We start from the raw sequence: 26,910 nt of genomic DNA on the forward strand, positions 1-26,910 counted from the left end.
GCATGGCCCTGCCGCTCGTTTCAGGCAGGGAAACCCGCTGCGGACGCAGCGGCGAAAGGATGGATCAATGACTGCAACCCTTGTAGCCAAGGACGTCTCCGGCGGTCATGACCACCGGCAGCTGTTCTCGGGGCTTTCCCTGACCGTCGCGCCCGGAGACGTCGTGGGCGTGGTGGGTGCCAACGGAGCCGGGAAGTCGACGCTGCTCCGGCTTCTCGCCGGCGTGGACGAGCCGCAGGACGGCTCGGTCAGCCTTGCCCCCGCCGACGCTTTTGTAGGGTGGCTTCCCCAGGAGCACGAACGCGTGCCGGGTGAAACCGTTGCCGGATACATAGCCCGGCGCACAGGCTGTGCCCAGGCCACCGCCGAGATGGAAGCCACGGCGGAGGCGCTGGGAGCAGGTGCCCCGGGAGCAGATGATGCGTATGCGCTGGCTTTCGACCGGTGGATGGCTTCCGGCGCAGCCGACCTGGATGACCGGCTTCCCGCGGTATTGGCTGACCTTGGGCTGGAGACTGGCCCGGACGCGGCCATGACCGGCCTTTCCGGCGGGCAGGCCGCGCGGGTTGCGCTGGCCGCACTGCTCCTGAGCCGGTTCGACGTGGTGCTGCTGGACGAACCCACCAATGACCTTGACTTGGAGGGCCTCGCCAAGCTCGAGGACTTCGTCAAGGGCCTGCGGGGCGGTGCTGTGCTGGTGAGCCATGACCGCGAGTTCCTGGCCCGCTGTGTCACCACGGTGGTGGAACTGGACCTTGCCCAGAACGCTGTGGCCGTCTACGACGGCGGCTATGACGCCTTCCTCGAGGAACGCGCCGTTGCCCGGCGACACGCCCGCGAAAAGTACGAGGAGTTTGCGGCCACCAAGGCAGACCTGGTGTCCAGGGCCCGGACCCAGCGTGAATGGAGCTCGCAGGGCGTGCGGAACGCCATGAAGAAGAGCCCGGACAATGACAAGATCCGCCGGGCCGCCAGCACCGAGTCTTCAGAAAAGCAGGCCCAGAAGGTACGCCAGATGGAGTCCCGCATTGCAAGGCTGGATGCGGTGGAAGAGCCGCGGAAGGAATGGCAGCTGCAGTTCTCCATCGGCAAGGCACCCCTCTCCAGTTCCGTGGTTGCAACGCTCCGCGACGCCGTGGTCCGGCAGGGCGACTTTACCTTGGGACCCGTCAACCTCCAGCTCAACGCGGGGGAGCGGATCGGCATCACGGGACCCAACGGTGCCGGGAAGTCCACCCTGCTGCGGCTGCTGCTGGGCGGTATCAGGCCGGATTCCGGGAGCGCCGCCATGGGTGCCTCCGTGGCCATCGGGGAGATTGACCAGGCCCGAGGGCTGCTGGCCGGCAACCTTACCCTTGCCGACGCCGTCGAGGCCGTCCTGGCGGATATGACCCCGGCCGAGGTCCGCACCCTGCTCGCCAAGTTCGGCCTGAGGGCGGACCACACGTCCCGGACCGTTGATTCTTTGTCGCCGGGCGAGCGGACCCGGGCCGCGCTGGCACTGCTCCAGGCCCGCGGCGTGAACCTCCTGGTCCTGGACGAGCCCACCAACCACCTCGACCTTCCCGCCATTGAGCAGCTGGAGGAGGCCCTGGAAAATTATGACGGGGCGCTGCTGCTGGTGACCCACGATCGGCGGCTGCTGGAAAACGTGCGGCTGGATGTACGTTGGAATGTGGATAACGGCACGGTAGAGGAGCAGCAGCAATGAGCATGGAAGGGGTGGCCTGGAGCTCGCTGTACAAGATCACCCGGGCCAAAAGCGGTTCCCAGCCCTTCTCCAAGGACACGCTGAAGCGCGTCCTTGGCTTTGCCCGGCCGCACCGCGGAAAGCTCATCGCGTTCGTGGCACTGTCCGTGGTGATGGCGTTCCTGGCCGTCGCCACGCCTGTCCTCGCCGGTCAGGTGGTGGACGCCATCGTGGCCAAGGCTGCCGCCGGGGAAGTGGTCCGGCTCGCGGTGCTGATTGCCGTCGTCGCTGTTGCGGAAGCAGGCCTGGGGCTGGTGAGCCGCTGGCTTTCCTCCACCATTGGCGAGGGCGTGATCGTGGATCTCCGCACCCGGGTGTTCGACCATGTGCAGAAGATGCCCATCGCCTTCTTCACCCGTACCCGGACCGGGGCCCTGGTCAGCAGGCTGAACAATGACGTCATCGGCGCCCAGTCAGCGTTTGCCGGCACCCTGTCCGGCGTGGTCAGCAATGTGGTGGCGCTGATCCTGACTCTCGTGGTGATGCTGGGAACCTCCTGGCAGGTGACCGTGCTGGCCATGATCCTGCTGCCCATTTTCCTCATCCCCGCCCGCCGGATGGGGTCCCGGCTGGCGGACCTGCGGCGTGAGGCGGCCGAGCACAACGCCGCCATGGGCACCCAGATGACCGAGAGGTTCTCCGCCCCCGGTGCCACCCTGGTGAAGTTGTTCGGCCGTCCCGACGAGGAATCCCGGGAATTCGCGGTGCGGGCCGGACGGGTCCGGGACATCGGGGTGCGCACCGCAATGCTGCAGTTCACCTTTGTCACGGCGCTGACCCTGGTTTCCGCGCTCGCGCTCGCCCTCGTGTACGGGCTGGGCGGCTGGATGGCCATCACCGGCCAGCTGGCGGCTGGCGACGTCGTGGTGCTGGCGCTGCTGCTCACCCGGCTCTACGCGCCGCTTACCGCGCTTTCCAACGCGCGGGTGGAAATCATGAGCGCCCTGGTCAGCTTCGAGCGTGTGTTCGAAATCCTGGACCTGAAGCCGCTCATCCAGCAGAAACCGGACGCCGTGGCCGTTCCGCCCGGTCCGGTCTCCGTGGAGTTCGACGACGTCCGGTTCGCCTACCCCTCCGCGGACAAGGTTTCCCTGGCTTCCCTGGAAGAGGTATCCACGCTGGACACCCGCGGCGGGGAGGAAGTGCTGCACGGCATCAGCTTCCGGGTGGAACCGGGCCAAACCGTGGCGCTGGTGGGTTCCTCCGGTGCCGGCAAATCCACCATCGCGCAGCTGCTCGCACGGCTCTACGACGTGGACTCCGGTGCGGTGCGCCTGGGCGGCACTGTTCCCGGCACCGGCGTGGACCTGCGCGATGTCACCTTTGATTCCCTGCGGGACACGCTGGGCATGGTCACGCAGGACGGCCACCTCTTCCACGAGTCCATCGCCTCGAATTTGCGGCTTGCCCGGCCCGAAGCCACGGAAGCGGACATGTGGGAGGTCATCCGGCAGGCCAGGCTGGAAACCATGATCCGTTCCCTGCCGGACGGGCTGGACACTGTGGTGGGGGAGCGCGGCTACCGGCTTTCCGGCGGTGAACGGCAGCGCCTCACCATTGCGCGGCTGCTTATCGCCCAGCCTCGGGTGGTTATCCTCGATGAGGCAACGGCTGCCCTTGACTCCACCAACGAAGCCGCCGTGCAGGCGGCCCTGGGGGCCGCGCTCGAGGGGCGCACCGCCGTCGTGATTGCGCACCGCCTGTCCACTGTCCGGGCCGCGGACGCGATCCTGGTAGTGGAGGATGGCCGGATCGTGGAACGCGGGACCCACACCGAACTGCTTGCTGCCGAAGGGCGGTACGCCGAGCTTTACCGGACGCAGTTCGACGAGGCCACGGCGGTGGCCCAGGAAGCAGTTCCGGAGTTCTAGGCTCCCAGGGAAGCGCTGCCCGGCCTGGCGGCGAGCTCGGGCAGGATGTGGTCCGTCAGCAGCGGCGCCAGGTCTTCGACGGGTTCCGTGCCGCTGCCCAGGGCAGCCAGGTCCAGCCAGCGGATTTCTTCGATCTCCCCGGAAGGACGGGCCGCCCACGTGCCCGGCGCAGTGAAGACGGTGGCTTCAATATCGGTGGCGGCCTCGTTGGCGGCAGCGGCGATCCAGACGCCCATCAGCTGCAGTTCACTTGGATCCAGGACGATGCCAACTTCTTCAGCCAGCTCCCGGGCTGCCGCCTGGACAGCTGTTTCGCCCGGCTCCGGCTTGCCGCCCGGGTGCATGAACATTGCCGTGCCGCGCTTCCTCACCGTGAGGAGCCGGCCGGCGTCGTCGAACACGCAGACGGCGGAGACCACAATGCGGTCCTTCATGCGGCACCGCCTGGGATCCGGACCAGATGCGAGGCCAGCAGCAGGTCCTTCTTCGGGCCCTTCACGTCCCAGGTGTAGCTGAACCTGTCGGCGTCCCCGTAGGCGTAGGCGACGCGGTAGGTGTCGGGGTCGCACCAGTGCTGGTCCAGGTTGGTCTCCGGCGTGAAGCTCATGGTGTGGAAGGGGCGGCCGTCCGGGAAGAAAACATCCAGTGCATCCGGGCGGGCTGTGTTTTTCAGCAGGTATTCCCGGGAGGCGGGGCCTGTAAAGGATGGCCAGCGCATGGTGCCTTCCTCGCGAAGGGCCAGGCCGTCGTCGTCCGTGGGAACAAAATGCACGACGCCGGAAAAGGTGCCGCGGGTGCCCTCCGCGCGGTCCAGCAGGTCCCGCTGGACGGCCCACCGTCCGGCCTCTGCAGTGCCCGTGGCGCGGCTGGGCCCGGCGGGGCCAAGGAGGTAGGCGCGAAGCTGGAACTCCGGGGAAGGATGGTTCAAGTGCCCTCGATTGGAATCGAACCAACGACACCGGCTTTAGGAGAGCCGTGCTCTATCCACTGAGCTACGAGGGCTTGCGTCCGTAGGATCGGCGGGCCAGTCCGGCCGGACACGGATACAAGCATACAAGGTGCGGGGCCGTACTACGCTCAAGGCATGAGTTCAGCGCCGTCCGCCGCCCCAGCCTTCGCCTTTATTCCGGACACCACCTCCACACGGCAGTACATCGGCGCGTGGTCGGTCCTGAGCGTGCTGCAGTATTTCGCGGCGGAAGCGGCAGCGGTCGGAGCGTGGGCAGGACCCACTGCCTACGACCTCCGGACCGGCTATATCAGCGACCTGGGGGCACTGAACTGCGGGATCTATGACGGCCGCCACGTGTGTTCCCCGCTGAACTGGCTGATGAACGCCTCGTTCGTGGTCCAAGGCCTGGGAATGCTGCTGGGTGCTGTCCTGCTGACGTCCGGGCTGCTGTGCGTGGCGGCCCGGGCGGACCTGCGGGTGCAGCCGCGGCGGCGGCCCTGGATGGCGGCTGTCTGGGTGCGGATCCTGACAGGGGCTGCCGGGGCCGGCACTGTAATTGTTGGACTGGTGCCGGAGGATGCGGGCTCAAGCTGGCACTTCGTGGGCGCCCTGGTGTACTTCCTCGCCGGGGCGGGCGCGCTGTTGGTGCTGGGAGTCCTTTGGCTGCGGAAGACAGCTTTCGCCTGGTTCATCCTGGCCTGCGGTGCTGTTTCTTCCGCTGCCCTGGCGACCGGTGGGCTGACGCGCATGGATGTGCCGGAGCCGGGCACGCTGGAGCGGCTGATGGGCTACCCGGTCACGGTGGGCATGGCCACCGCAGGCTTGGTCATCGCGCACCGTGTGCACCGGCACCGCAAGGAGGTCCGGGGCATGGCTGCGGTCAACTAGCTGCCTTGGGCTTCCGGGTACCGAGGATGACTGCGGCAGCGCCCGCGAGCAGGCTCAGGACCAGCAGGACCCAGCCGGCAACGGTGAGGCCCGATGCAAGGGCAACCTGGCCGGCGTCGGGTGTTTCTGCTGCCAGCATGCCGTCGATAGCCACGTTGGCCCAGAGCCGCACCACCACGAAGAGCAGCGGGAAAGCCCAGAGCGCCCAGCGCAGCGCCTTCCGGGCAACGTTCGTCCCGATCAGCAGCAGCCACGTGAACCCGAAAATCAGCGGAAACAAGGTGCCCGCCGTCTTGTGCAGATAGTTGAGCTGACCGCGGGCGTCCGCGTCCATGGCGGCCTGCAGTGTGCCGATGTAGGCGGGGTCGAAACCGCCAATAAGGGAGTCCGGCATGGCGAGGCCGCCGGAGAGCTGCCGGAGCTGGTCCAGGGTCAGCAGGTGCAGGTACCAGAAGAGGAACAGGCTGGCCACCACGCCCGCGATGAGGAGGAGGTTGCCGTTGCTTTGGGCCTTTTGCGGGGTGCGGGCCGTTGTGGGGTTCACCACGGGCGGGAGGTGGTGCTGGGGTACCGCCGCCCTGGAGCCGTGCTTCTTGATCCGCTGGGCAGGTGTCTTGGCCATGGCACCATTATCGCGCCCCATAAACTGAAGCCATGACCATTGGCCGGCACAGCGCTGTTGAACTTGACCCTTCACTTGACGACTACCAGCTTGCAGCCGCCTTGGTGCGTGAAGCCGGCCAATTGGCGCTTCTCATGCGGATGGCAGGCCTGCAGTCACAGCAGAAGACCTCCATCTCGGACGTCGTGACGGCGGCCGACCATGCAGCGGAAGCCTATGTCCTGGAGCAGCTCCAGCGCTGCCGGCCGCAGGACGGAATCCTGGGTGAGGAAGGCGCGTCGGTGCAGGGCAGCAGCGGCCGGACCTGGGTGATTGATCCCGTGGACGGCACCTACAACTTCCTGCACGGGTCCACCTACTGGTGCTCGGCCATCGCCCTGAAAGACCAGTCGGGCGTGGTGCTGGGCGCCATCTTCCAGCCGGAGGAGGACAAGCTCTGGCTGGGGGGACGGTCGCACCCCGCCACCCTGAACGGCGAACAGCTGACGGTTTTCCACGACAACAGGGGAGAGCGGAACGCGGCCGCCGTTGCCGAGCTTGGGGCGGCCACCTATATCCATCCCAGCTGGCTGATGGACCCCCTCTGCGCCATGCCCTGGCATGCGGCCGCAACGTCGGCCGCCGCACTGCGGATGCTCGGCTCCGGCTCCTGCGACCTGGGCCGGGTGGCGGATGGGCAGATCGGTTGCTGGTTCCAGCACAGCTGCCCGGAATGGGACTGGCTGCCCGGCAAGGCGATTGTGCGGGCCGCCGGTGGTGCTGTGGACACCGTGCGCGTGAACGGGCTGGAATGGTTCATGGCAGGAGGCACGACGGCGGTACGCGAGTTGCGTGCCGCCCTTGAGTCAGGTTCGGTGGCCTAGGGTCCTGCCAGCCCATGCACGGCACGCACCCTCAGCGCTATGTGGATAAAGCCCGTAATCCACAGCCTGGACCTGGGTGTCGGCCCCACCGCCTAGACTTGTAGGCACCATGGATATGTTGTTTGACCCGTACTCTGACGGACCGTTCAAGGCCGCTTCCGCAGCGGCTTCCCGCACCAAGTCGCGCCCTGACGGCGCTACGGCGGCTGGTCCTGGCGGTTCTGCGCCCTGGGAGAACCGGCCAGGTGCGGGCCTTGCGGGCAGCAATCACGGGCCTGATGCTCAGCACGGGGAGGGGCATCGCCACGGCGATCGCAGGCCGGACGCAGCCCAGCTCCTGGAGGGGTTGAACCCGCAGCAGGAAGAAGCGGTCAAACACGTCGGGCCCGCCCTGCTGATCGTGGCCGGCGCCGGTTCGGGCAAGACCCGTGTGCTTAGCAACAGGATCGCCTACCTGATCGCCACCGGACGTGCCCACCACGGAGAAATCCTGGCCATCACCTTCACGAACAAGGCCGCGGCGGAAATGCGGGAACGCATCGAAAAGCTCGTGGGCGGACGTGCCAAGATCATGTGGATTTCCACTTTCCATTCATCCTGCGTCCGCATCCTTCGGCAAGAGGCGGCCAACGTTGGCCTCAAGTCGAACTTCTCCATCTACGACTCCGCGGACTCGCTCCGGCTCATCACGCAGGTATCCAAAGCCCTGGACCTGGATCCCAAGAAGTTCGCGCCCAAGGCCATCCAGCACAAGATTTCCGCCTTGAAGAACGAACTCATCGATGCTGACTCGTACGCCTCTGCGGCGAACTACAACGATCCTTTCGAGCAGGCCGTAGCCGACGTCTTCAAGGGCTATACCCAGCGGCTGCGCCAGGCGAACGCCATGGACTTTGACGATCTCATCGCGGAGACCGTCTACATGTTCCGGGCTTTCCCCGCACTTGCTGAGTCCTACCGCCGCCGGTTCAGGCATGTGCTTGTGGACGAATACCAGGACACCAACCATGCCCAGTACGCCCTGGTCCGGGAAATCGTGGGGGAAGGTCCGGGCGCGTCAGAGCTGACGGTCGTGGGTGATTCCGATCAGTCCATCTACGCATTCCGTGGCGCCGACATCCGCAACATCGTGGAATTCGAAAAGGACTATCCCGAGGCCCGGACCATCAAGCTGGAGCAGAATTACCGTTCCACCCAGAACATTCTCAGCGCAGCGAACTCCGTCATCTCAAGGAATCCGAACCGTCCCGAGAAGCGGCTGTGGACTGCCGAGGGGGACGGCCACAAGATCATCGGTTACGTGGGCGAGAACGAGCACGATGAAGCCCAGTTCATTGCCAAGGAGATCGACCGGCTCCAGGACGAAGACAACCTCCGTCCCGGCGATGTCGCCATTTTCTACCGCACCAATGCCCAGTCCCGCTCCATCGAAGACGTTCTGGTCCGCGTGGGCCTGCCCTACAAGGTGGTGGGCGGCACGCGCTTCTACGAGCGCAAGGAGATCAAGGACGCCCTCGCCTACCTGCGCGTCCTGGTCAACCCGGACGACGACGTCAACCTCCGCCGGGTGCTTAACGAACCAAAAAGGGGCATCGGCGACCGGGCCGAGGGCGCCGTAGCGGCACTGGCCCAGCGCGAGCGGACCTCCTTTATGGACGCTGCACGCCGTGCCGACCAGGCTCCGGGAATGGCGACCCGGTCCGTGAACGCCGTCCTCGGTTTCGTGAAGCTGCTGGATGACCTCGCCGAGGTGGCTGCCGGCTCCGGCGCCGCGGCGGCGTTGGAGGCTGTCCTGGAGCAGACCGGCTACCTTGCCGCGCTGCGTTCCAGTACTGACCCGCAGGACGAGTCGCGGGTGGAAAACCTGGCGGAACTCGTCGCCGTCGTCCGTGAGTACGAACAGGAGAACCCGGAAGGGTCGCTAAGCGCCTTCCTGGAGCAGGTCTCGCTGGTGGCAGACGCAGACCAGATCCCTGACGCGCCCGGAGCAGACATTGATGCCGCCGTGGCGGAAGCCAAACGGCTGGGCGTAGTCACGCTGATGACACTCCACACCGCGAAGGGCCTCGAGTTCCCGGTGGTGTTCCTGACCGGCATGGAACACGGACTGTTCCCGCACCAACGCTCAGCCACGGACCCCAAGGAACTGGCCGAGGAACGCCGGCTTGCCTATGTAGGCCTTACCCGCGCCCGGAAGCGGCTTTATGTCACCCGGTCCGAGGTCCGCAGCATGTGGGGGCAGAGCCAGTACAACCCTGCCAGCCAGTTCCTCGAGGAGATTCCCGCCGAACTCCTGGAGTGGAAGCGGGAAGGAACCAGCAGGCAGGGCGGCTGGGGGAGCAGCGGTTCCATTGGCTCCAGCCGCTACAGCGGATCCTTCTGGGGTGCAGGGACTGCGCGCGGCGCGTCGGCTGATGCCTCTGCGGGTTTCAATGCCGATGTTCCCGCCGCTATCGCGCGGAACAGGGTACAACCGCAAAAAGAGATTGTTGCAGTCAACGTTGGGGACAAGGTCAACCACACGAGCTTCGGCAACGGAACCGTCCTGGCGCTCGAGGGAGCGGGGGACAAGACAGTGGCCAAGGTGAAGTTCGACGTCGGCGAGAAGCGGCTGCTGCTGCGCTACGCGCCGCTGACCAAGCTCGACGCCTGACCCATGAGGCGGACGGTTGGGGGGATGCTCGCCTCCCTTTTCCTGCTGGGTGCCACAGGGTGCGCGGTGACGGTGGAAGACCGCGGGTATGTAGCACCGCCGCCGCTGCCACCAATGGAACAGCTGGCGCAGGGAGCGCTGGCTGACCCGGAGGACTACTCCGGCGGAGCTGATGGCGTTGTCTCGTTCCTCACGGAAGACCGAACCGTGGCATGTTCCCTCACGGCCGCCCGCGGGCCGCACATCAACCTTCCTTATGAGCATGACAGCTTCAGCGACAGCGAAAACAACAAACTGGCCATTGTGCCGGTGGCCCACTGCGAACTGTCCAGGTACCCCGCGCCGCAATCCGAAGACGTGGCAGACGACTGTGCGGGCACGAACCTCGGACACCTGGGCGGGGTTGCCCTGCTGACGCCTGACGCCGCAAGGTACGGCGAGTGCCGTTCCGGCGTCACACAAATGGAGGCAGCGTACGGCCCCCGGGGCAGCAAGGCAGGACCGCTGACGCAGCTGCCTGTCCTTGCGGACGGGAAAATCCTCGAACATAACGGGCTGCGCTGCTCTGCCTACAACGGCGGTGTAGCGTGCGGAAACGTGTCCGCAGGGGTCGGATTCTTCGTGTCGCCGGATCATTACGAACTGATCGCAGGACCAGCCGCAGGCGCCCCGCCGGCGACCGCAGGGGCCTCAAAAACCCCGTAATTCCGCGGTTTTTCTACGCTTCATAGAATAGTGTCCTTACTCACATAAGGGGTAGTCTGGGACGGGCCGGTCCCTTCAAAGGACTAGAGTTCCCAATGGAGCATCACGCCGCGTGGCTCGTTTCCAACAGGCCGCCGGTGCGTGCAATTCCGCAGCCCGGTCATCGTCTTGCGATGGTGTCCGACTGTACAGAAACTACTTCGACGTAGAAGGACACTAAACCGTGGACCTGTTTGAATACCAGGCGCGCGATATGTTCGAGGCGCACGGTGTACCCGTGCTTGCCGGCATCGTGGCGTACACCCCAGAAGAAGCAAAGGCAGCTGCCGAGAAGATCGGCGGCGTTACTGTCGTTAAAGCACAGGTCAAGGTTGGCGGCCGCGGCAAGGCCGGCGGCGTCAAGGTGGCAAAGTCCGCGGATGAGGCACTTGAACACGCCACCAACATCCTGGGCATGGACATCAAGGGCCACACTGTCAACAAGGTGATGATTGCCCAGGGCGCGGACATTGCCGAGGAATACTACTTCTCCGTCCTGCTGGACCGGGCCAACCGCAACTACCTGGCCATGTGCTCGGTTGAGGGCGGCATGGAAATCGAGCAGCTCGCCGTCGAACGCCCCGAGGCGCTCGCCAAGATCGCCATCGATCCCGCCGTGGGCATCGACCAGGCCAAGGCCGACGAGATCGTCGCGGCCGCCGGCTTCGCTGAGGAACTCCGTGGCAAGGTCGCCGCAGTGATCCTCAAGCTCTGGGACGTCTTCAAGAAGGAAGACGCCACCCTGGTGGAGGTCAACCCGCTCGTCAAGACCGGCGCAGGCGAGATCGTGGCCCTCGACGGCAAGGTCTCGCTGGACGAGAACGCCGAGTTCCGCCACGCAAAGCACGCCCTCCTCGCTGACAAGGATGAGGCTGACCCGCTTGAGGCCAAGGCAAAGGCGCAGGACCTCAACTACGTCAAGCTGGACGGCGAAGTGGGTATCATCGGCAACGGCGCAGGCCTTGTGATGTCCACGCTGGACGTCGTCGCCTACGCCGGTGAAAACCACGGCAACGTGAAGCCTGCCAACTTCCTGGACATCGGTGGTGGAGCATCCGCAGAGGTCATGGCCGCCGGCCTGGACGTCATCCTCGGCGATGAGCAGGTCAAATCCGTCTTCGTGAACGTCTTCGGCGGCATCACCGCCTGTGACGCTGTAGCCAAGGGCATCGTTGGTGCACTGGCCGAACTGGGCCACTCCGCGAACAAGCCGCTGGTAGTCCGCCTTGACGGCAACAACGTTGAGGAAGGCCGCCGCATCCTGGTCGAGGCGAACCACCCGCTGGTTACCCTGGCCGCAACCATGGACGAGGGCGCCGACAAGGCAGCCGAGCTCGCCAACGCAGCTAAGTAAAGGGACGCACCATGTCTATCTATCTGAACAAGGACTCCAAGGTCATCGTCCAGGGCATCACCGGCGGCGAAGGCACCAAGCACACCGCCCTGATGCTCAAGGCCGGCACCAACATTGTTGGCGGCGTCAACGCCCGCAAGGCCGGCACCACGGTCCTGCACGGTGAGAAGGAAATCAACGTCTACGGCACCGTCAAGGAAGCCATGGCGGAAACAGGCGCCGACGTTTCCATCGTCTTCGTGCCGCCGGCATTCACCAAGAACGCCGTTGTAGAAGCGATCGAGGCCGGCATCGGCCTGGTCGTCGTGATCACCGAAGGCGTGCCGGTCCAGGACTCTGCCGAGTTCTGGGCGCTGGCCCAGTCCAAGGTTGACGCGGACGGCAACCAGGTCACCCGCATCATCGGACCGAACTGCCCCGGCATCATCACCCCCGGCGAGGCACTGGTCGGCATTACCCCGGCCAACATCACGGGCAAGGGTCCCATCGGCCTGGTTTCCAAGTCCGGAACCCTGACCTACCAGATGATGTACGAACTGCGCGACCTCGGCTTCTCCACCGCCATCGGCATCGGCGGCGACCCCATCATCGGCACCACGCACATTGATGCCCTGGCCGCATTCGAGGCTGACCCCGAGACCAAGGCGATCGTGATGATCGGCGAAATCGGCGGCGACGCCGAAGAGCGCGCGGCTGACTTCATCAAGGCCAACGTCACCAAGCCTGTTGTCGGCTACGTGGCCGGCTTCACCGCTCCCGAGGGCAAGACCATGGGCCACGCCGGCGCCATCGTCTCCGGTTCCGCCGGAACCGCCCAGGCCAAGAAGGAAGCCCTTGAGGCCGCTGGCGTGAAGGTCGGCAAGACGCCGTCCGAAACCGCCAAGCTGCTGCGCGAAGTCTACGCAGCGCTCTAACTCCTGGTAACAAACAAGGCGGGGTCACTCCCGGCCCGATCCATCCCCTGGATTGGGCGCGGAGTGACCCCGCGTTGCTGTTTAACGCACGACGGCGGAAGGTCACCTTTCCAGGCGAAAGGTGACCTCCCGTCGTCGTACTTTTGGCCCGTCAGACCTTGGCGCCGCTGAGGAGTTCGTCCAGCCGCTCGTAGCCCTCGCTCATGCCGCCTTCCATTCCGGACTGGGCCATCCCGTCGCGCGCCTCCTGGCTTGGGTAGACGGAGTGGCCCCGCAGGCGGCACCGTCCATTGCCGAGGTCCTCGAAGGTCATGAATTCCAGGCTCACCACGTCCGGGTAGCCGCCGAACTCAAAGGTCTGGATGGCGAATTCGTTCTCGCGGACCGTGTGGAAGATGCCCCTGAACTCGTAGGGCACCCCTTCGGGGCCGGTGTGCAGGTAGCTGTAGCTGCCGCCGGTCCGGAAATCGTAGTGGCCGATCTCCATCTTGTAGCCCCGCGGGCCCAGCCACTGGACGATCAGGTCCGGTTCCTTGTGGGCCCGGAAGACGTCCGCTGCAGGGAAATCAAACTCGCGCTCGTAGTCGATGAAGGGGACGCCCTCAGGAACGCTGAGTTTCAGGGAATTACTCATGATGACTCCTTGGAGATGGATCGCTGCTGGCCGCAGCATGTGATCTAAGTACGGCGTCGAGGCTCCGGAACTGCCCTTCGCGGACCAGCCTGTACTGGTCGATCCAGGCTGTCAGCGCCTCAAGCCGCGCCGGGTTCAGGTGGACGGGCCGGCGCTGCGCATCCCTGGTCCGGGTGACCAGTCCCGCCTGCTCGAGTACCTGGATATGTTTTGAGACCGCCTGCTTGGAGATCTCAAACGGTTCCGCCAATTCGTTCACGGTGGCCGGGCCCCGGCTGAGCCGGGCGATGATGCTCCGCCGCACGGGATCGGCCAAGGCCATGAAGGCCGAGTCCAAGGCTGCGCTTTCGGAGTTCATCAGGGCCCTTCCTTGCTCAACCTTTTGTTTTATCAACCTTTAGGTTGTTTAAGCCTACGCCTACTCAGGCGCTCGCACAAGCACCGCAGCTCTTGCCCTAGCTCGACGAACTTTGTTAGTATGTCAGTACAAACTTGCATAAGGAGAGACCGTTGCCACTCGTTCGTATCGATGTAAACCAGGGCCGCAGCCAGGAAGACCTGCAGCAGTTGAGCAGGGGAATCCACGACGCCATCCTTGCCGAATACGGCATTCCGGAGCGCGATTACTTCCACATCCTCACCGAGCATCCCGCCGGGCAGATCTTTGCCCAGGATGCCGGACTCGGTTTTGAGCGGACAAGCGGTGTGGTGATGATCCAGATCTTCACCCAGGGCGGACGGTCGCAGGAGGCAAAGCAGCGGCTCTTTGCTGCCGTGGCGGACAAGCTCGCCGAGGTGGGGATCGCTGGCGAGGACGTGTTCATTGGCTACGTGGAGAACACTGCCGGCGACTGGTCCTTCGGCTTTGGCCGCGCCCAGTATGTTACCGGCGAGCTTGCCGTACCCCGGAAATAGGCCGCCGACTTCGACCCGCAGGGACCCTTCCAGGCCTCCTGCGGGAGCCTAAAACCGCCGGTATGGCAAGTTGTAAACATGTCAGTACAAACCTTTGACAGGACATTAATTCTAGGGCAAAGTAGTGGGTGTGACCCCGCTCATGGAGGGGCCAGTCAGGCACCGGAGCTCTAGCTGTTTGAGGTACAGAGTTCAAACTAGAAAGGTCCGCAAATACCGTGACCCACGAACTGCTCACCATCGGGCGCATCAGCGTTGATATCTACCCGAATGACATTGGGGTGGACCTGGAAGACGTGACGTCCTTCGGCAAGTACCTCGGCGGATCGCCGTCGAACGTTGCGGTAGCAGCCGCCCGGCATGGCCGCCGGACCGGCGTGATTACCCGCACCGGTGACGACGCTTTCGGCAAGTACCTCCACCGGGAACTGAAGAAGTTCAACGTTGACGATACCTTCGTCACCCCGGTCAGGGAATGGCCCACGGCGGTGACGTTCTGTGCGATCAAGCCGGCCACGGACGAGTTCCCGCTCTACTTTTACGGGCGTTTCCCTACTGCCCCGGATCTGCAGATCAAGGCCGAAGAGCTTGACCTGGACGCCATCCGCGACGCGCGGATCTTCTGGTCCACGGTGACGGGCCTGTGCCAGGAGCCGAGCCGAAGCGCGCACATTGCCGCTCATGAGGCCCGCCCGCACGCCGGGCTCAAGGACGGCCAGTTCACCATCCTGGACCTGGACTACCGGCCCATGTTCTGGGCCTCCGAAGAGGAAGCCCGGGAACAGGTCGGCCGTATCCTGCCGCACGTGACCGTGGCCATTGGCAACGACAAGGAATGCGCGGTGGCCGTTGGGGAGGGGACGCCTGATGAGCAGGCTGACCGCCTCCTGGCAGCCGGCGTTGAGATTGCCGTCGTGAAGCTTGGCGCCGAAGGCGTCATGGCGAAGACCCGCACCGAGCGTGTTGTCTCCGCACCGGTACCGGTGGAAACGGTCAACGGCCTTGGCGCCGGCGATTCCTTCGGTGGAGCCTTCTGCCACGGCCTGCTCTCAGGCTGGCCGCTGGCCCAGGTCCTGGACTACGCCAACGCTGCCGGCGCGATCGTCGCCTCCCGCCTTTCCTGCGCCGACGCGATGCCGACGCCGGAGGAAGTCACCTCGCTGCTTGCCGAACGCGGCCGCCTGGTTCCTGGTCAGTTTGCCACCGAAGGAGCAGCACTGTGACCCTCACGCCCCTCGCCTCGAACAATGCCCTGGACGACGACCCCCGCCGCTACGCCCACCTGAGCACCATCCGGCTTGAAGACCCGGACGCCATAGCCCGGGCCGCGAAGGCACGGCGCCGCCACCCCGGCCTGAAATACGGCAAGCAAAACTTCATTGTGGCTGCGGACCACCCCGCACGCGGCGCCCTTGCCGTCGGTTCGGATCCCGTGGCCATGGCAGACCGCCGGCAGTTGCTGGACCGGCTGCAAATTGCACTGGCCAACCCGGACGTGGACGGCGTGCTTGCCTCGCCGGATATCATGGACGACCTGCTGCTGCTCGGCGCGCTTGAGGGCAAGCTGGTTTTCGGCTCGATGAACCGCGGCGGGCTCGCGGGCCTGGTCAACGAATTCGATGACCGCTTCACCGGCCACACGGCAGCAGCTCTTGAGGCCCTTGGTGCCGATGGCGGCAAGATGCTGACGCGCATCTGCCTCGGGGACCCGGACACGGTTGTCACTCTCGAAGCAACAGCCAAGGCTATTGATTCGCTTGCCGAGCGTAAGCTGATCGCCATGGTGGAGCCCTTCCTGTCGGTCCGGGAAAACGGCCGCGTCCGGAACGACCTTTCAACGGACGCCGTGATCAAGTCCATCGCCATCGCTGAGGGCTTGGGCTCCACGAGCGCCTACACGTGGATGAAGCTTCCCGTCGTTGCGAACATGGAACGGGTCATGGCGGCCACCACCATGCCCACTGTCCTGCTGGGCGGGGACCCGGACAGCAGCCAGGACGAGGTTTTCGCAAGCTGGCAGGCAGCCCTCGCGCTGCCCGGGGTGCAGGGCCTTACCGTTGGCCGGACACTCCTGTACCCGGCCGGCGGCGATGTTGCCGGCGCCGTTGCCACCGCCGCCTCGCTGCTGAACCACACCACCCCAAACCGAACCGAAGAAGTATCGGAGTAGCCTCCCCATGGGAACAACATCAGGAACTGCAACCCGCAGAATGACGGTCGCCCAGGCCGTGGTGGAATACCTTTCCAGGCAGTACACCGTGGACACGGTCGGGGGAGTGGATTACCGTGAGCGGCTGATCCCGGGAACCTTCGGCATCTTCGGGCACGGGAACGTGGCCGGTGTGGGCCAGGCGCTGAAGCAGTACCAGCAGCTGGATCCGGCCATCATGCCGTACTACCAGGGCCGGAACGAGCAGGCCCAGGTGCATCAGGCCGTGGGCTATGCCCGGCACACCCGCCGCCGCCAGACGTTCGCGATCAGCACGTCCATCGGTCCTGGTTCCTCGAACCTGCTGACCGGTGCCGCTTTGGCGACGACCAACCGTTTGCCGGTGCTGCTGCTGCCCAGCGACACCTTTGCCACCCGCGCCGCGGATCCCGTGCTGCAGCAGCTGGAGCAGCCGTACGCCTACGACATCACCGTGAACGATTCGTTCCGGCCGCTGTCCAAGTTCTTTGACCGGGTGACCCGGCCGGAGCAGTTGTTCTCCGCGTTCCACCACGGCCTGCGCGTCCTGACGGACCCGGCTGAGACCGGTGCAGTGACCATTTCGCTGCCGCAGGATGTTCAGGCCGAGGCCTTCGACGTCCCTGCCGAGTTCCTGGCCGAACGCGAGTGGCGGATCCGCCGCCCGGACGCGGACGACGACGACATCGCCCGCGCCGCAGCGGCGATCCGTGCCGCGAAGCGCCCGCTGATCATCGCCGGCGGCGGCGTCCTGTACGCCTACGCCAACGACGAACTCGCGAAGTTCGTCGAACTGACGGGCATCCCGGTGGGCAACACGCAGGCCGGCGTCGGCGTCCTGCCCTGGGACCACACGTTCTCCCTGGGGGCGATTGGCTCCACGGGCACGACGGCGGCGAACGCCATCGCTGCCGAGGCGGACCTGATCATCGGCATCGGCACCCGCTACGAGGACTTCACCACCGCGTCCCGCACAGCTTTCCAGAACCCGGACGTACAGTTCATCAACATCAACGTCGCCCCGATCGACGCGTACAAGCACGGCACCACGCTGCCGATCGTCGCCGACGCCCGTAAGGCACTGGTGAAGCTCAACGCAGCTTTGGGCGGGTACCGCGTGGGCGCGGACCTGGAACAGAAAATCGAGGCCGAGAAGAAGCGCTGGGACACCACCGTGGACGCCGCGTTCAACACCCGCTACACCCCGCTGCCGGCGCAGAACGAGATCATCGGCGCCACGTCCCGGGCCATGGACGCCCAGGATGTTGTCATCTGCGCGGCCGGTTCCCTGCCCGGTGACCTGCACAAGATGTGGCGCGTCCGCGACCCCTTCGGCTACCACGTCGAGTACGCGTACTCCTGCATGGGCTACGAAATCCCGGGCGGGCTCGGCGTCAAGCGCGCCGCGCTGGCCGAAGCCGCCAACGGCGGAACCCGGCGCGACGTCGTCGTAATGGTGGGGGACGGCTCCTACCTGATGATGCACACCGAACTGGTCACCGCCGTCGCCGAACGGATCAAGCTGATCGTGGTCCTGATCCAGAACCACGGCTACGCCTCCATCGGCTCGCTCTCGGAAATGCTCGGCTCACAGCGGTTCGGCACCCAGTACCGGGCGCTGAACGAGGAACAGCACAGCTTCGACGAAGGCGAGACCCTGCCCGTGGACCTGGCCCTGAACGCCGAGTCCCTGGGCGTGAAGGTCATCCGGATCGAACCGGGGGAGAAGGTCATTGCCGAACTCGAGCAGGCCATCCGCGACGCGAAGGCCGCCCCGGAACGCGGCGGGCCCATCCTGATCCACGTCGAATCCGACCCGCTGCTGGACGCCCCGTCCTCCGAGTCCTGGTGGGACGTGCCCGTCTCCCAGGTTTCCGAACTGGACTCGACGAAAGCGGCATACCAGACCTACTCCGACCACAAAGCCCGCCAGCGCAAACTGCTCGGCTGACACCCCACCCCGCACAGCCACAGACCAAGGAAGTCCACACATGTCAACGACGACCACCACTGTCATCAACCACTTCATCGACGGCGCCGAAAGCGCCGGTGAGGGCGACCGCACCACCAACGTCTACAACCCGGCCACCGGCCAGGTCAGTGCAGAGCTGCGCCTGGCGAACCGGGCGGACCTGGACGCAACGGTTGCCGCAGCCCGCAAGGCCGCCGACACCTGGGGCGATATCTCCCTGGCCAAGCGCACCGCCGTGCTGTTCAAGTTCCGCGAGCTGGTCGCAGCCCACGTGGACGACCTCGCTGCCCTGATCACTGCGGAGCACGGCAAGGTTCTTTCCGACGCCAAGGGCGAGATCGGCCGCGGCCTTGAGGTCATCGAATACGCCTGCGGGATTCCCACCCTGCTCAAGGGCGACTACTCCGACCAGGTCTCCACCGGCATCGACGTCTTCAACTTCCGCGAACCCCTCGGTGTGGTCGCAGGCATCACCCCGTTCAACTTCCCGGTCATGGTGCCGCTGTGGATGGCCCCGATGGCCATCGCCACCGGCAACGCCTTCATCCTCAAGCCCTCCGAACGCGACCCCTCCGCCTCGATGCTGCTGGCCAAGCTCTGGAAGCAGGCCGGCCTGCCCGACGGCGTGTTCCAGGTCCTGCACGGTGACAAGGAAACCGTGGACGGTCTCCTGACCCACCCGGACGTGGACGGCATCTCCTTCGTCGGCTCCACCCCGATCGCCCAGTACGTCCACGAGACCGCCACCAAGCACGGCAAGCGTGTCCAGGCACTGGGCGGGGCGAAGAACCACGCCATCATCATGCCCGACGCCGACCTGGACAACGCCGCGGACCACCTCGCCGCCGCCGCTTTCGGCTCCGCCGGGGAACGCTGCATGGCCATCTCGGTCGCCGTCGCCGTCGGGGAAGCCGCAGACCTGATCGTCAAGAAGGTCGAAGAACGCGCCCTGGCCGTGAAGGTCAACAACGGCACCGCCCCCGACGCCGAAATGGGCCCGGTCATCACCCCCGCCTCCAAGGAACGCATCGTCCGGATCGTCACCGAAGCCGAACAGGCCGGCGCCGCGATGGTCGTTGACGGCCGCGACCTCGTGGTCCCCGGCCACGAGGACGGCTTCTGGGTCGGCCCCACCGTCATCGACCACGTCAAGACCGAGATGACCGCCTACACCGAGGAAATCTTCGGACCGGTCCTCGTTGTGGTCCGCGTTGACAGCCTGGAGGACGGCATCGCGCTGATCAACGCCAACCCGTACGGCAACGGCACCGCCATCTTCACCTCCTCCGGCGCCGCAGCCCGCAAGTTCCAACGCTCCGTGACCGTCGGCATGATCGGCATCAACGTGCCCCTGCCCGTCCCGGTGGCCTACCACTCCTTCGGCGGCTGGAAAGCATCCCTCTTCGGCGACAAGCACATCTACGGCCCCGAAGGCGTCTCCTTCTACACCCGCGGCAAGGTCATCACCTCCCGCTGGCCCGAACCCACGGCCGCTTCGGGCGCCTCCTACAACTTTCCCTCCCACGCGGACGATCACGCTGTACGGCACGACGGAATAGCGGAAGGACTCCCCGACGAGCTGGCGCACGGAGAAGACGCCGTTCCAGGCCGGGCCGACGACGCCACTGAAGGCCGCGGACGGCGCGACTGACCCCTTCGACCTACGCCATCCCGGCTGAGCACCCCGACAACAGAAAGACAACGCTGTCATGACTGACAACAAACTGATCATCGGCACGGCGCCGGACTCCTGGGGCGTCTGGTTCCCGGATGACCCCAAGCAGACGCCGTGGGAACGGTTCCTCGATGAGGTTGCCGAGTCCGGCTACAAGTGGATCGAACTGGGCCCTTACGGCTACCTCCCCACCGACCCCGCACGGCTGGCCGAGGAGCTCAAGCAGCGCGACCTTAAGGTGTGCGCCGGCACGGTCTTCACAGCCTTCCACCGCGGCTTGGAGCAGTGGGAAACCGCCTGGGAGCCGGCCCGCAAAGTTGCCGAACTGACCGCCGCGATGGGCGGCGAACACATCGTGGTCATTCCCGCCATGTGGCGCGACGACGTTACCGGCGAAGCCGTCGAAAGCGGCACGCTGAGCGAGAAGGCGTGGAGCGACCTCTTCGACGGCCACAACCGCCTGGGCAAAACCCTCCTGGAGGACTTCGGCCTGAAGCAGCAGTTCCACTCCCACGCCGACTCACATGTGGGTGCGCAGGAAGACATCGAGCACCTCCTGGCTGCAACCGATCCGCAGTATTTGAACCTTTGCCTGGATACGGGCCATGCCGAGTACTGCGGCGCATCAAGCCTGGAGCTCATCAAGAACTACCCGGACCGGATCGGCTACCTGCACCTGAAGCAGATCAACCCGGAGATCCTTAAGAAGGTCAACGAGGAAAACATGACCTGGGCTGCCGCCAACCTGGCAGGCGTTATGACCGAGCCGCCGAACGGCCTGCCGGACCTGCGCGCCGTCATCGAAGCGGTGGAGGGCCTCAACCGCCCCATCTTCGGCATCGTGGAGCAGGACATGTACCCGGTGGCCTTCGACGTGCCCATGCCGATCGCCAAGCGCACCCGCAACTACCTGCTGTCCTGCGGTTCCCGAACCACCGTCAATTGACACAAGACAGCCCGCATCCGTTACAGATACAGAAGGACGAAACAATGACTCAAAACCTCCGCGTCGCCGTCATCGGCGCCGGACGCATGGGCGCCGACCACATCCAGCGGCTCAACACCCGCATCCACGGAGCCGAGGTGGCCGCCGTCGTCGACGTTGACCTGGCCCGCGCACAGGCAGCCATTGAAGGCATCCCGGGCGCTGTTGCCCTTGCCGACGCCGAGGAAGCGCTCAACAACGGCGACGTCAACGCAGTACTCATTGCCACCCCGGGCTTCCTGCACGAGGACATCCTGCTCAAGGCCATTGCCAAGGACATCCCCATCCTCTGCGAGAAGCCGCTGACCCCGGACGCCGAGTCTTCCTGGAAGATCGTCCAGGCCGAGGTTGCACTGGGCCACAAGCGCATCCAGGTGGGCTTCATGCGCCGCTTCGACGCCGAGTACGCGGCACTGGGTGGAATCATCCGGAACGGTGAACTGGGCGAGCTGCTGATGCTGCACCACCAGCACCGCAACCCCACCACGCCGGCCGGCTTCACCAACGAGATGCTGATCAACGACTCCGTTGTGCACGAGTTCGACGCCATCAGGTACTTCACCGGTGAAGAAATCACCAGCGTCCAGGTCCGCCTGGGCAAGGCGACCAGGAACGCGCCCGCAGGCCAGCACGACCCCCAGCACGTCCTGCTGGAGACCGAGTCAGGTGTCCTGGCCGACGTCGAAATCTACGTCAACGCCAAGTTCGGCTATGAAGTGGCCACGCAGGCGTCCTTCGAAGAGGGCATCGTCAGCATCGGCGGGGACAAGGGACCCTACACCCGCAGCGCAGGCCACTGGGGCGGCAACGTCACGCCCGGCTTCGAGGAGCGCTTCGGTGCGGCATACGACGTCGAAATCCAGTCATGGGTGGACGCGGCACTTAAGGGCGGGATCGGCGGTCCCACGGCCTGGGACGGTTACGCCACCGCAGCCTGCTGCGAAGCAGGTGTCGAGGCACAGAAGAACGGTGAGAAGGTCGCCGTGAAGCTTGCCCCCAAGCCAGACCTCTACAGCTAGCCCCATCCTGACTGATCCACAACGGAGTGTTTTTTCGTGAAAATCGCACTTGACCCTACGCCCTTCCACCACTCGCACAGCCTGCTCGAATTCCCGAAGGTGGTGGCGGACCTCGGCTACAAGTACATGCAGATGACCCCGCACGCGGACTTGATCCCCTTCTACAACCACCCCAAGGCCGATGACGAACTCGTGGGTCAGCTCAGCAAGGCCTGCCGGGACGCGGGGATTGAGATCGCGTCCGTGCTGCCCGTGCTCCGCTGGTCCGGCCCGGACGAGGATGCCCGCGAAGCAGCAGTCCGCTACTGGAAGCGGGTCATCCAGATCACGGTGGACCTCGGCGTCGGCACCATCAACACGGAGTTCAGCGGAAGGCCGGAGAAGGCCGAGGAGTCCGAGCGGGCCTTCTACCGTTCCATGGAGGAGCTCCTGCCGATCATTGAACGCGAGGGCCTCGACCTTCTGATCGACCCGCACCCGGACGACTTCGTGGAGGAAGGCCTGGCAGCGATCCGGGTGATCAGGGGGCTGAACTCGAAGAACGTGGGCCTGGTCTACGTGGCCTCGCACAGCTTCCACATGCAGAACGCACCGCTGGACATCATGCGGGCAGCGGGGGACAAGCTGCGCCTGGTCCATGTTGCCGACACCATGAACCACCATGCCTCGCACGGGCTGCGGTACATCACCAATCCGCCGGGCAACCCCGTCCGCGTGCACCAGCACCTGAAGATCGGTGACGGCGACGTCAACTGGGACGAATTCTTCGGCGGGCTGAAGGAAATTGGATTCCTGGACCGGGAGGACACCGTGATGGTGTCGAGCGTTTTTGCGGAGGACGAGAAGGCTGATGAGGTTTCCCGGTACCAGCTGGAGACGATGAAGGCCTACATCGCCAAGACGAAGTAGTGGATGCGCGGATGGAACACAGCAAAGGAATCTTAACGGAGTCCGAATCCCCGGAAGTGGCCATCGGCGGGGGAGCGCCCCCGAAGGTCACTCAATCCGATCCGAGAAAGTTCATGCGGAAGGTGGCCCTGTTCTCCACCTTCGGCGGCTTGCTTTTTGGCTACGACACCGGAGTCATCAACGGCGCCCTCCCATTTATGCAGCGCGACCTTGGCCTTACACCGCTGACCGAGGGCCTCGTCACGTCGACGCTGCTCTTCGGGGCTGCCTTCGGAGCCATCAGCGCCGGACGGCTCTCGGACCGCTTCGGCAGGCGCAAAACCATCATGGGGCTGGCGCTGATCTTCGTTGCCGCCACCATCTTCTGCACCATCTCGCCCAGCACTGAACTGCTGATTGCGGCAAGGACCCTGCTGGGGCTCGCAGTGGGCGGCGCGTCGGTAATTGTCCCCGTGTACCTTGCGGAGATGTCGCCGGCGGCCCAGCGTGGCCGCATCGTCACGCAGAACGAACTGATGATCGTCACCGGCCAGTTCCTCGCCTTCACGTTCAATGCAGTGCTGGGCAACGCCTTCCCGGAAGAGGCCAACATATGGCGGTGGATGCTCGTGATCGCTACTTTGCCGGCTGTGGTGCTGTGGTTCGGGATGCTGGTCCTGCCGGAAAGCCCGCGCTGGCTGGCGTCTGCCGGCCGGTTCGGTGCTGTCCTGGAGGTGCTGCGCTCCACCCGCGCTGCCGGGGAGGTGCCGGCGGAGTTCGACGAAGTGCGGCAGGCGGCCCGTGAGGACTACCAGGCCAAACTCGGAACGGTCAAGGACCTTACCGTCCCCTGGATTCGCAGGATCTTCGTGGTGGGTCTCGGCATGGCGATCATCAACCAGATCAGCGGCGTCAATGCGATCATGTACTACGGAACGTCCATCCTGTCTTCATCAGGATTCGGCGACCAGGGCGCCCTGATCGCAAACGTTCTCAACGGCATTACCTCCGTAGTGGCCGTGGTTATAGGCATGTACCTGATGTCGCGTGTGCCCCGTAAACCCATGCTGATTGTGGGACTTTGCGGCACAGCCACATCCCTGCTGGCCATCGCGATGATCTCTCTGGCCCTGCCGGAAAGCACCCTTCGCGGCTACCTGGTATTGCTGTTCATGGTGACGTTCCTGGCCTCTATGCAGGGCTGCATCGGCACCGTGACCTGGCTGACCATGTCCGAGATCTTCCCGATGCACGTCCGCGGTGTCGCTATGGGAATCTGCGTGTTCGTCTTGTGGATGGTCAACTTCCTCATCGGCTTCTTCTTCCCGCAGATGGTTTCGTGGATCGGAGTATCGGCCACCTTCCTCATCTTCGTGGCACTGCAGATCTGCGCGATCGCCTGGGTCAAGCGGATGGTCCCGGAAACCAAGGACAAGTCGCTCGAGGAGCTTGAGCACCTCTTCAAAGAGCGTTCCGGCATAAACGCCTAAACCCCTCGACGCAAGGCACCCTCAGTGCAATAGAAACGCCCGACGCCGGCTGGCGTCCCCGCCAACACCATCGCTGCCGGCGTCCCAGCACAAGTCCTGCGCACCATCATCGACGCCGACCGCACCGGGTGGACACCCTCCTGATCTTCATCGGTCGGATTACAGTCGGTCGGCAGCATCTCCATTGAACTTCGGTTTCCCGAAACCCTGCCCTCCGAAGACACCAGGCACACGCGACGGAGGACCTAAGGCGAATCGCGGCCGTGGCGGGAAAGCCAGCAGGAGGAGCGGCGCGTGTGCGCCACCCCTCCTGCTGTGCGGGTTTGTTGTGCGATCAGGCCGTCGGCTTCAGCGAAGAGGTGAGCGCTGCATCAGCGTCCTTCAACACCTTGGCGGCCACTTCCAGCCCTTCGATGCGGCCGAGTGAAACATCCTCATGCTCGATATTGACCAGCATGTCTGGATCTACCTCGTACAGTGCGCGTAGGAATTCCGTCCAGAAGGCGGTGTCGTGCCCACGGCCCAGGGCCACGAAATCCCACGCAGAGTCCTTGGGCCACTCATTGGCCCACTCGTCACCGCCCAGGTTGGTGCGGTTTTCCCCGGGCGAGAGTCGACGGAAACTGTTGTCGAGCACGCCGTACAGCGCCGCGTTCTCCGTGTTTATCCGGACATCCTTCGCTGCCGCCTGGAACACGAGCGGGCCAAGTTCCCGCACCACGGCAACCGGATCCATCTGCTGCCAGAACAGGTGGGAGGCATCCAGTTCCACGCCAACGTGGGTTGCCCCCGTCAGCTCGATTAGTTTGCGGACATCGGCGGTGTTGAAAACAATATTCTGGGGGTGCAGTTCCAGGGCCACTTTGACATCATGGTCCGCGGCGAGGCGGTCGGTCTCCCTCCAGAACTCCGCTGCCACGCCCCATTGGTAGTCCAACACATCCAGCGCCGCAGAGTTCCAGGCGTTCACGATCCAGTTGGCGACGGTGGCGCCGGGCTCTCCGCCGGGCAGCCCTGACATTGTGACCACCCGGTTCTGCCCAAGGCGGTGCGCGAGGCGAATGGAACGGCGGATGTCTTCGGCATGCTTCTCGCCGATCTCACGCTTGGGATGCAGGGGGTTGCCGTTACAGTTCAGGCCGGCGATTGACACCCCGGTTCCCTCGAAAATCGCCAGGAAGTCATCGCGGGCGGCGTCGCTTTCCAGGATCTGGTCCATGGCGGGCACGTGGACCGCGGGCAGGAACCCGCCGGTGTTGATTTCGATCCCGGTGAGGCCGAGGTCGGCGATGACCTTCAATGCCTCGGGAAGGGGCCGGTCATGCAGGATCGCGTTATAGACACCCAGCTTCACAGCGAGATCTTCTTTCCGTTGTTGAGTGCCGAATCGGTGACGGCGCCGAGCAGTTCCATGTTTCGGACGCCCTCGTCGAAGGTGGCGCAGCGGGGGAGGGACTCTTGTTCGCCCAGGCCGGCAACCTCTTCGAGGAAGGCGCGGGCCTGGTAGCCGAAGGCGTCGTTCTGGCCGAACCCCACCTCCGGCGCGTCCATGGCGAGGCCACCTGCGATGTAGGGGTGACCGGGACCGAGAATGACCTGCCGGTAGCCGTTTTCGTGGCCAGAGCCGTCATTGAGGAACAGCTGGATTTCGGAGGGGCGGCGCTGGTCGAACTTGGCGGCGCCGTTTTCACAGAAGACCTCAAACTGAAGGCTGTTCGCGTGGCCGGCGGCAACGCGGGACACTTCGAAGCTTCCCGCGCCCGTGGCGAACTCCGCGTTGAAGGCTGCGTAGTCGTCGTTCTCGACGGCTTCGAAGGTGTCGCTGACGGCAACGTGGTCATGGCCCATCACAGCGGCAAGCGGCAGCGGACGTTTGGTGATGACCGTGCTGAGCTGACCGCCGGAGACAGCCTGGATATCGCCGCAGAGGAACTCGGAGACGTACGCCAAGTGGGATCCGACGTCGGCAAGAGCGCCCGAGCCCGGGCCGCCCTTGTACCGCCAGCTCATGGGGGCGGAGGGGCTGAAGCCGTAGTCGGTCCAGTAGCGGCCGCTGAAGTGCAGGACGTTGCCGAGCACCCCTGTCTGAATCAGGTCCCGAATGTAAGCGATGCCCGGGGTGCGGCGGAACGTGAAGCCGATGCGCGCGATGCTGGACGCGTTGCGCGCCGCCTCGGCCATCGCACGAGCGTCGTCCATGGAATCGCTCAAAGGCTTTTCGCACAGCACGTGCTTGCCGGCCGCGAGCAGACCTTCAACGACCTCACGGTGAAGGGAGTTGGCGATCACTACGCTGACCACGTCGATGTCATCGGCTTCAGCAATTGCCTGCCATGACGTGTCGTTACGCTCGTACCCGAATCGACGGGCGGCCAAGGAACCGAATTCGGCGTTGACGTCGCCGATGGAGACCAGTCGGACCGGAGGAAGGACCGGGCTGTACAGGGCGGACGCCGTACGGTACGCGGCAGCGTGCGCCTTGCCGGCCATGCCTGCGCCGATGACTGCTACACCGAGGCTTTCAGCCATTGAT

Annotated in this window: 23 protein-coding genes, 1 tRNA gene and 1 pseudogene; 17 read left to right on the plus strand and 8 right to left on the minus strand. The window is 64.9% G+C overall.

The features are described 5' to 3' along the window. Window positions 1–67: 67 nt before the first annotated feature. Window positions 68–1,711 (plus strand): ABC-F family ATP-binding cassette domain-containing protein, encoded by a 1,644-nt coding sequence (locus C3B78_RS03875; protein ID WP_104996896.1) that lies wholly within the window; start codon window positions 68–70, stop codon window positions 1,709–1,711. Beyond that, window positions 1,708–3,621: an ABC transporter ATP-binding protein gene (locus C3B78_RS03880; protein WP_104996897.1), complete on the plus strand. Its 1,914-nt coding sequence runs from the start codon at window positions 1,708–1,710 to the stop codon at window positions 3,619–3,621. Before C3B78_RS03875 ends, C3B78_RS03880 begins: the two co-directional genes overlap by 4 nt. Here the strand turns inward: C3B78_RS03880 and C3B78_RS03885 are convergent. From C3B78_RS03885 to C3B78_RS03895, 3 genes are all read right to left on the minus strand, one after another. After that, a complete protein-coding gene (locus C3B78_RS03885; protein WP_104996898.1) occupies window positions 3,618–4,055 on the minus strand; it encodes an NUDIX hydrolase in 438 nt (145 codons plus the stop codon). The genes C3B78_RS03880 and C3B78_RS03885 overlap by 4 nt on opposite strands. Then, window positions 4,052–4,549, minus strand: a complete 498-nt coding sequence (locus C3B78_RS03890) for a DUF6314 family protein (RefSeq protein WP_104996899.1) — start codon at window positions 4,547–4,549, stop codon at window positions 4,052–4,054. Before C3B78_RS03890 ends, C3B78_RS03885 begins: the two co-directional genes overlap by 4 nt. Window position 4,550: 1 nt before the next feature. Next, window positions 4,551–4,623: transfer RNA gene (locus C3B78_RS03895), tRNA-Arg, on the minus strand. An 82-nt stretch (window positions 4,624–4,705) separates the two neighbouring features. Between C3B78_RS03895 and C3B78_RS03900 the strand changes: the two genes are divergently transcribed. Beyond that, the gene (locus C3B78_RS03900) at window positions 4,706–5,461 is read left to right on the plus strand and encodes a DUF998 domain-containing protein (RefSeq protein ID WP_104996900.1); all 756 of its coding nucleotides are present in this window, start codon (window positions 4,706–4,708) and stop codon (window positions 5,459–5,461) included. Here C3B78_RS03900 and C3B78_RS03905 read toward each other — a convergent pair. Then, window positions 5,454–6,083 (minus strand): hypothetical protein, encoded by a 630-nt coding sequence (locus C3B78_RS03905; RefSeq protein ID WP_104996901.1) that lies wholly within the window; start codon window positions 6,081–6,083, stop codon window positions 5,454–5,456. The genes C3B78_RS03900 and C3B78_RS03905 overlap by 8 nt on opposite strands. Before the next feature lie 32 nt (window positions 6,084–6,115). Between C3B78_RS03905 and C3B78_RS03910 the strand changes: the two genes are divergently transcribed. The 5 genes from C3B78_RS03910 to sucD all read left to right on the plus strand — a co-directional run bounded on the left by C3B78_RS03910 (window position 6,116) and on the right by sucD (window position 12,611). Beyond that, window positions 6,116–6,946, plus strand: a complete 831-nt coding sequence (locus C3B78_RS03910; RefSeq protein ID WP_104996902.1) for an inositol monophosphatase family protein — start codon at window positions 6,116–6,118, stop codon at window positions 6,944–6,946. A 115-nt stretch (window positions 6,947–7,061) separates the two neighbouring features. Continuing rightward, window positions 7,062–9,599: a DNA helicase PcrA gene (pcrA, locus tag C3B78_RS03915; RefSeq protein WP_442778268.1), complete on the plus strand. Its 2,538-nt coding sequence runs from the start codon at window positions 7,062–7,064 to the stop codon at window positions 9,597–9,599. A gap of 24 nt (window positions 9,600–9,623) precedes the next feature. Further along, window positions 9,624–10,304, plus strand: a complete 681-nt coding sequence (locus C3B78_RS03920) for a hypothetical protein (protein WP_104996904.1) — start codon at window positions 9,624–9,626, stop codon at window positions 10,302–10,304. 223 nt (window positions 10,305–10,527) lie between these two features. Further along, window positions 10,528–11,697: an ADP-forming succinate--CoA ligase subunit beta gene (gene sucC, locus C3B78_RS03925; RefSeq protein WP_104996905.1), complete on the plus strand. Its 1,170-nt coding sequence runs from the start codon at window positions 10,528–10,530 to the stop codon at window positions 11,695–11,697. An 11-nt stretch (window positions 11,698–11,708) separates the two neighbouring features. Next, window positions 11,709–12,611: a succinate--CoA ligase subunit alpha gene (sucD, locus tag C3B78_RS03930; RefSeq protein WP_104996906.1), complete on the plus strand. Its 903-nt coding sequence runs from the start codon at window positions 11,709–11,711 to the stop codon at window positions 12,609–12,611. A 151-nt stretch (window positions 12,612–12,762) separates the two neighbouring features. On the opposite strand, the gene C3B78_RS03935 is transcribed toward sucD, so the two are convergent. After that, the gene (locus C3B78_RS03935) at window positions 12,763–13,245 is read right to left on the minus strand and encodes an SRPBCC family protein (protein WP_104996907.1); all 483 of its coding nucleotides are present in this window, start codon (window positions 13,243–13,245) and stop codon (window positions 12,763–12,765) included. Further along, entirely contained in the window at window positions 13,238–13,603 is a 366-nt protein-coding gene (locus tag C3B78_RS03940; protein ID WP_104996908.1) for an ArsR/SmtB family transcription factor, read from the minus strand. The genes C3B78_RS03935 and C3B78_RS03940 overlap by 8 nt, the downstream gene beginning before the upstream one ends. A 152-nt stretch (window positions 13,604–13,755) precedes the next feature. On the opposite strand from C3B78_RS03940, the gene C3B78_RS03945 reads away from it, so the two are divergent. The 9 genes and pseudogenes from C3B78_RS03945 (at window position 13,756) to C3B78_RS03985 (ending at window position 24,377) form a co-directional block, all read left to right on the plus strand. Further along, window positions 13,756–14,160 carry a tautomerase family protein gene (locus tag C3B78_RS03945; RefSeq protein ID WP_104996909.1) on the plus strand — a complete coding sequence of 135 codons (405 nt, stop codon included), beginning with the start codon at window positions 13,756–13,758 and terminating at the stop codon, window positions 14,158–14,160. Between the two features lie 218 nt (window positions 14,161–14,378). Continuing rightward, window positions 14,379–15,383 carry a 5-dehydro-2-deoxygluconokinase gene (gene iolC / locus C3B78_RS03950; protein WP_104996910.1) on the plus strand — a complete coding sequence of 335 codons (1,005 nt, stop codon included), beginning with the start codon at window positions 14,379–14,381 and terminating at the stop codon, window positions 15,381–15,383. Beyond that, the gene (locus C3B78_RS03955) at window positions 15,380–16,330 is read left to right on the plus strand and encodes a Cgl0159 family (beta/alpha)8-fold protein (protein ID WP_104996911.1); all 951 of its coding nucleotides are present in this window, start codon (window positions 15,380–15,382) and stop codon (window positions 16,328–16,330) included. Before iolC ends, C3B78_RS03955 begins: the two co-directional genes overlap by 4 nt. Before the next feature lie 40 nt (window positions 16,331–16,370). After that, a complete protein-coding gene (iolD, locus tag C3B78_RS03960; RefSeq protein ID WP_104996912.1) occupies window positions 16,371–18,299 on the plus strand; it encodes a 3D-(3,5/4)-trihydroxycyclohexane-1,2-dione acylhydrolase (decyclizing) in 1,929 nt (642 codons plus the stop codon). A gap of 40 nt (window positions 18,300–18,339) precedes the next feature. Next, window positions 18,340–19,845: pseudogene (locus C3B78_RS03965) on the plus strand (CoA-acylating methylmalonate-semialdehyde dehydrogenase); the annotation flags it as partial. Window positions 19,846–20,029: 184 nt separating this feature from the next. Continuing rightward, window positions 20,030–20,941, plus strand: a complete 912-nt coding sequence (locus C3B78_RS03970; protein ID WP_104996913.1) for a sugar phosphate isomerase/epimerase family protein — start codon at window positions 20,030–20,032, stop codon at window positions 20,939–20,941. Between the two features lie 44 nt (window positions 20,942–20,985). After that, window positions 20,986–21,999, plus strand: coding sequence for a Gfo/Idh/MocA family protein (locus C3B78_RS03975; RefSeq protein WP_104996914.1), 1,014 nt, complete (start codon window positions 20,986–20,988; stop codon window positions 21,997–21,999). Window positions 22,000–22,035: 36 nt separating this feature from the next. Continuing rightward, complete coding sequence (locus tag C3B78_RS03980; protein WP_104996915.1) at window positions 22,036–22,908, plus strand: sugar phosphate isomerase/epimerase family protein; 873 nt, start codon at window positions 22,036–22,038, stop codon at window positions 22,906–22,908. A 113-nt stretch (window positions 22,909–23,021) separates the two neighbouring features. Further along, on the plus strand, window positions 23,022–24,377 hold the full coding sequence (locus tag C3B78_RS03985) for a sugar porter family MFS transporter (protein WP_234005509.1): 1,356 nt from the start codon (window positions 23,022–23,024) through the stop codon (window positions 24,375–24,377). Window positions 24,378–24,711: 334 nt separating this feature from the next. Here the strand turns inward: C3B78_RS03985 and C3B78_RS03995 are convergent, their stop codons facing one another. Beyond that, complete coding sequence (locus C3B78_RS03995) at window positions 24,712–25,731, minus strand: sugar phosphate isomerase/epimerase family protein (protein ID WP_104996917.1); 1,020 nt, start codon at window positions 25,729–25,731, stop codon at window positions 24,712–24,714. Beyond that, complete coding sequence (locus C3B78_RS04000; RefSeq protein WP_104996918.1) at window positions 25,728–26,906, minus strand: Gfo/Idh/MocA family protein; 1,179 nt, start codon at window positions 26,904–26,906, stop codon at window positions 25,728–25,730. Before C3B78_RS04000 ends, C3B78_RS03995 begins: the two co-directional genes overlap by 4 nt. Window positions 26,907–26,910 lie beyond the last annotated feature (4 nt).

It is taken from the genome of Arthrobacter sp. PGP41 (genome assembly GCF_002953935.1).
In the GTDB taxonomy this organism is placed as follows: Bacteria; Actinomycetota; Actinomycetes; order Actinomycetales; family Micrococcaceae; genus Arthrobacter.

Bases quoted from the DNA above. Each gene is read 5' to 3' on its own strand.
- C3B78_RS03875 (WP_104996896.1), top strand. From the start codon at position 68: ATGACTGCAACCCTTGTAGCCAAGGACGTCTCCGGCGGTCATGACCAC.
- C3B78_RS03880 (WP_104996897.1), top strand. From the start codon at position 1,708: ATGAGCATGGAAGGGGTGGCCTGGAGCTCGCTGTACAAGATCACCCGG.
- C3B78_RS03885 (WP_104996898.1), bottom strand. From the start codon at position 4,055: ATGAAGGACCGCATTGTGGTCTCCGCCGTCTGCGTGTTCGACGACGCC.
- C3B78_RS03900 (WP_104996900.1), top strand. From the start codon at position 4,706: ATGAGTTCAGCGCCGTCCGCCGCCCCAGCCTTCGCCTTTATTCCGGAC.
- C3B78_RS03905 (WP_104996901.1), bottom strand. From the start codon at position 6,083: ATGGCCAAGACACCTGCCCAGCGGATCAAGAAGCACGGCTCCAGGGCG.
- C3B78_RS03910 (WP_104996902.1), top strand. From the start codon at position 6,116: ATGACCATTGGCCGGCACAGCGCTGTTGAACTTGACCCTTCACTTGAC.
- pcrA (WP_442778268.1), top strand. From the start codon at position 7,062: ATGTTGTTTGACCCGTACTCTGACGGACCGTTCAAGGCCGCTTCCGCA.
- C3B78_RS03920 (WP_104996904.1), top strand. From the start codon at position 9,624: ATGCTCGCCTCCCTTTTCCTGCTGGGTGCCACAGGGTGCGCGGTGACG.
- sucD (WP_104996906.1), top strand. From the start codon at position 11,709: ATGTCTATCTATCTGAACAAGGACTCCAAGGTCATCGTCCAGGGCATC.
- C3B78_RS03935 (WP_104996907.1), bottom strand. From the start codon at position 13,245: ATGAGTAATTCCCTGAAACTCAGCGTTCCTGAGGGCGTCCCCTTCATC.
- C3B78_RS03940 (WP_104996908.1), bottom strand. From the start codon at position 13,603: ATGAACTCCGAAAGCGCAGCCTTGGACTCGGCCTTCATGGCCTTGGCC.
- iolD (WP_104996912.1), top strand. From the start codon at position 16,371: ATGACGGTCGCCCAGGCCGTGGTGGAATACCTTTCCAGGCAGTACACC.
- C3B78_RS03970 (WP_104996913.1), top strand. From the start codon at position 20,030: ATGACTGACAACAAACTGATCATCGGCACGGCGCCGGACTCCTGGGGC.
- C3B78_RS03975 (WP_104996914.1), top strand. From the start codon at position 20,986: ATGACTCAAAACCTCCGCGTCGCCGTCATCGGCGCCGGACGCATGGGC.
- C3B78_RS03985 (WP_234005509.1), top strand. From the start codon at position 23,022: ATGCGGAAGGTGGCCCTGTTCTCCACCTTCGGCGGCTTGCTTTTTGGC.
- C3B78_RS04000 (WP_104996918.1), bottom strand. From the start codon at position 26,906: ATGGCTGAAAGCCTCGGTGTAGCAGTCATCGGCGCAGGCATGGCCGGC.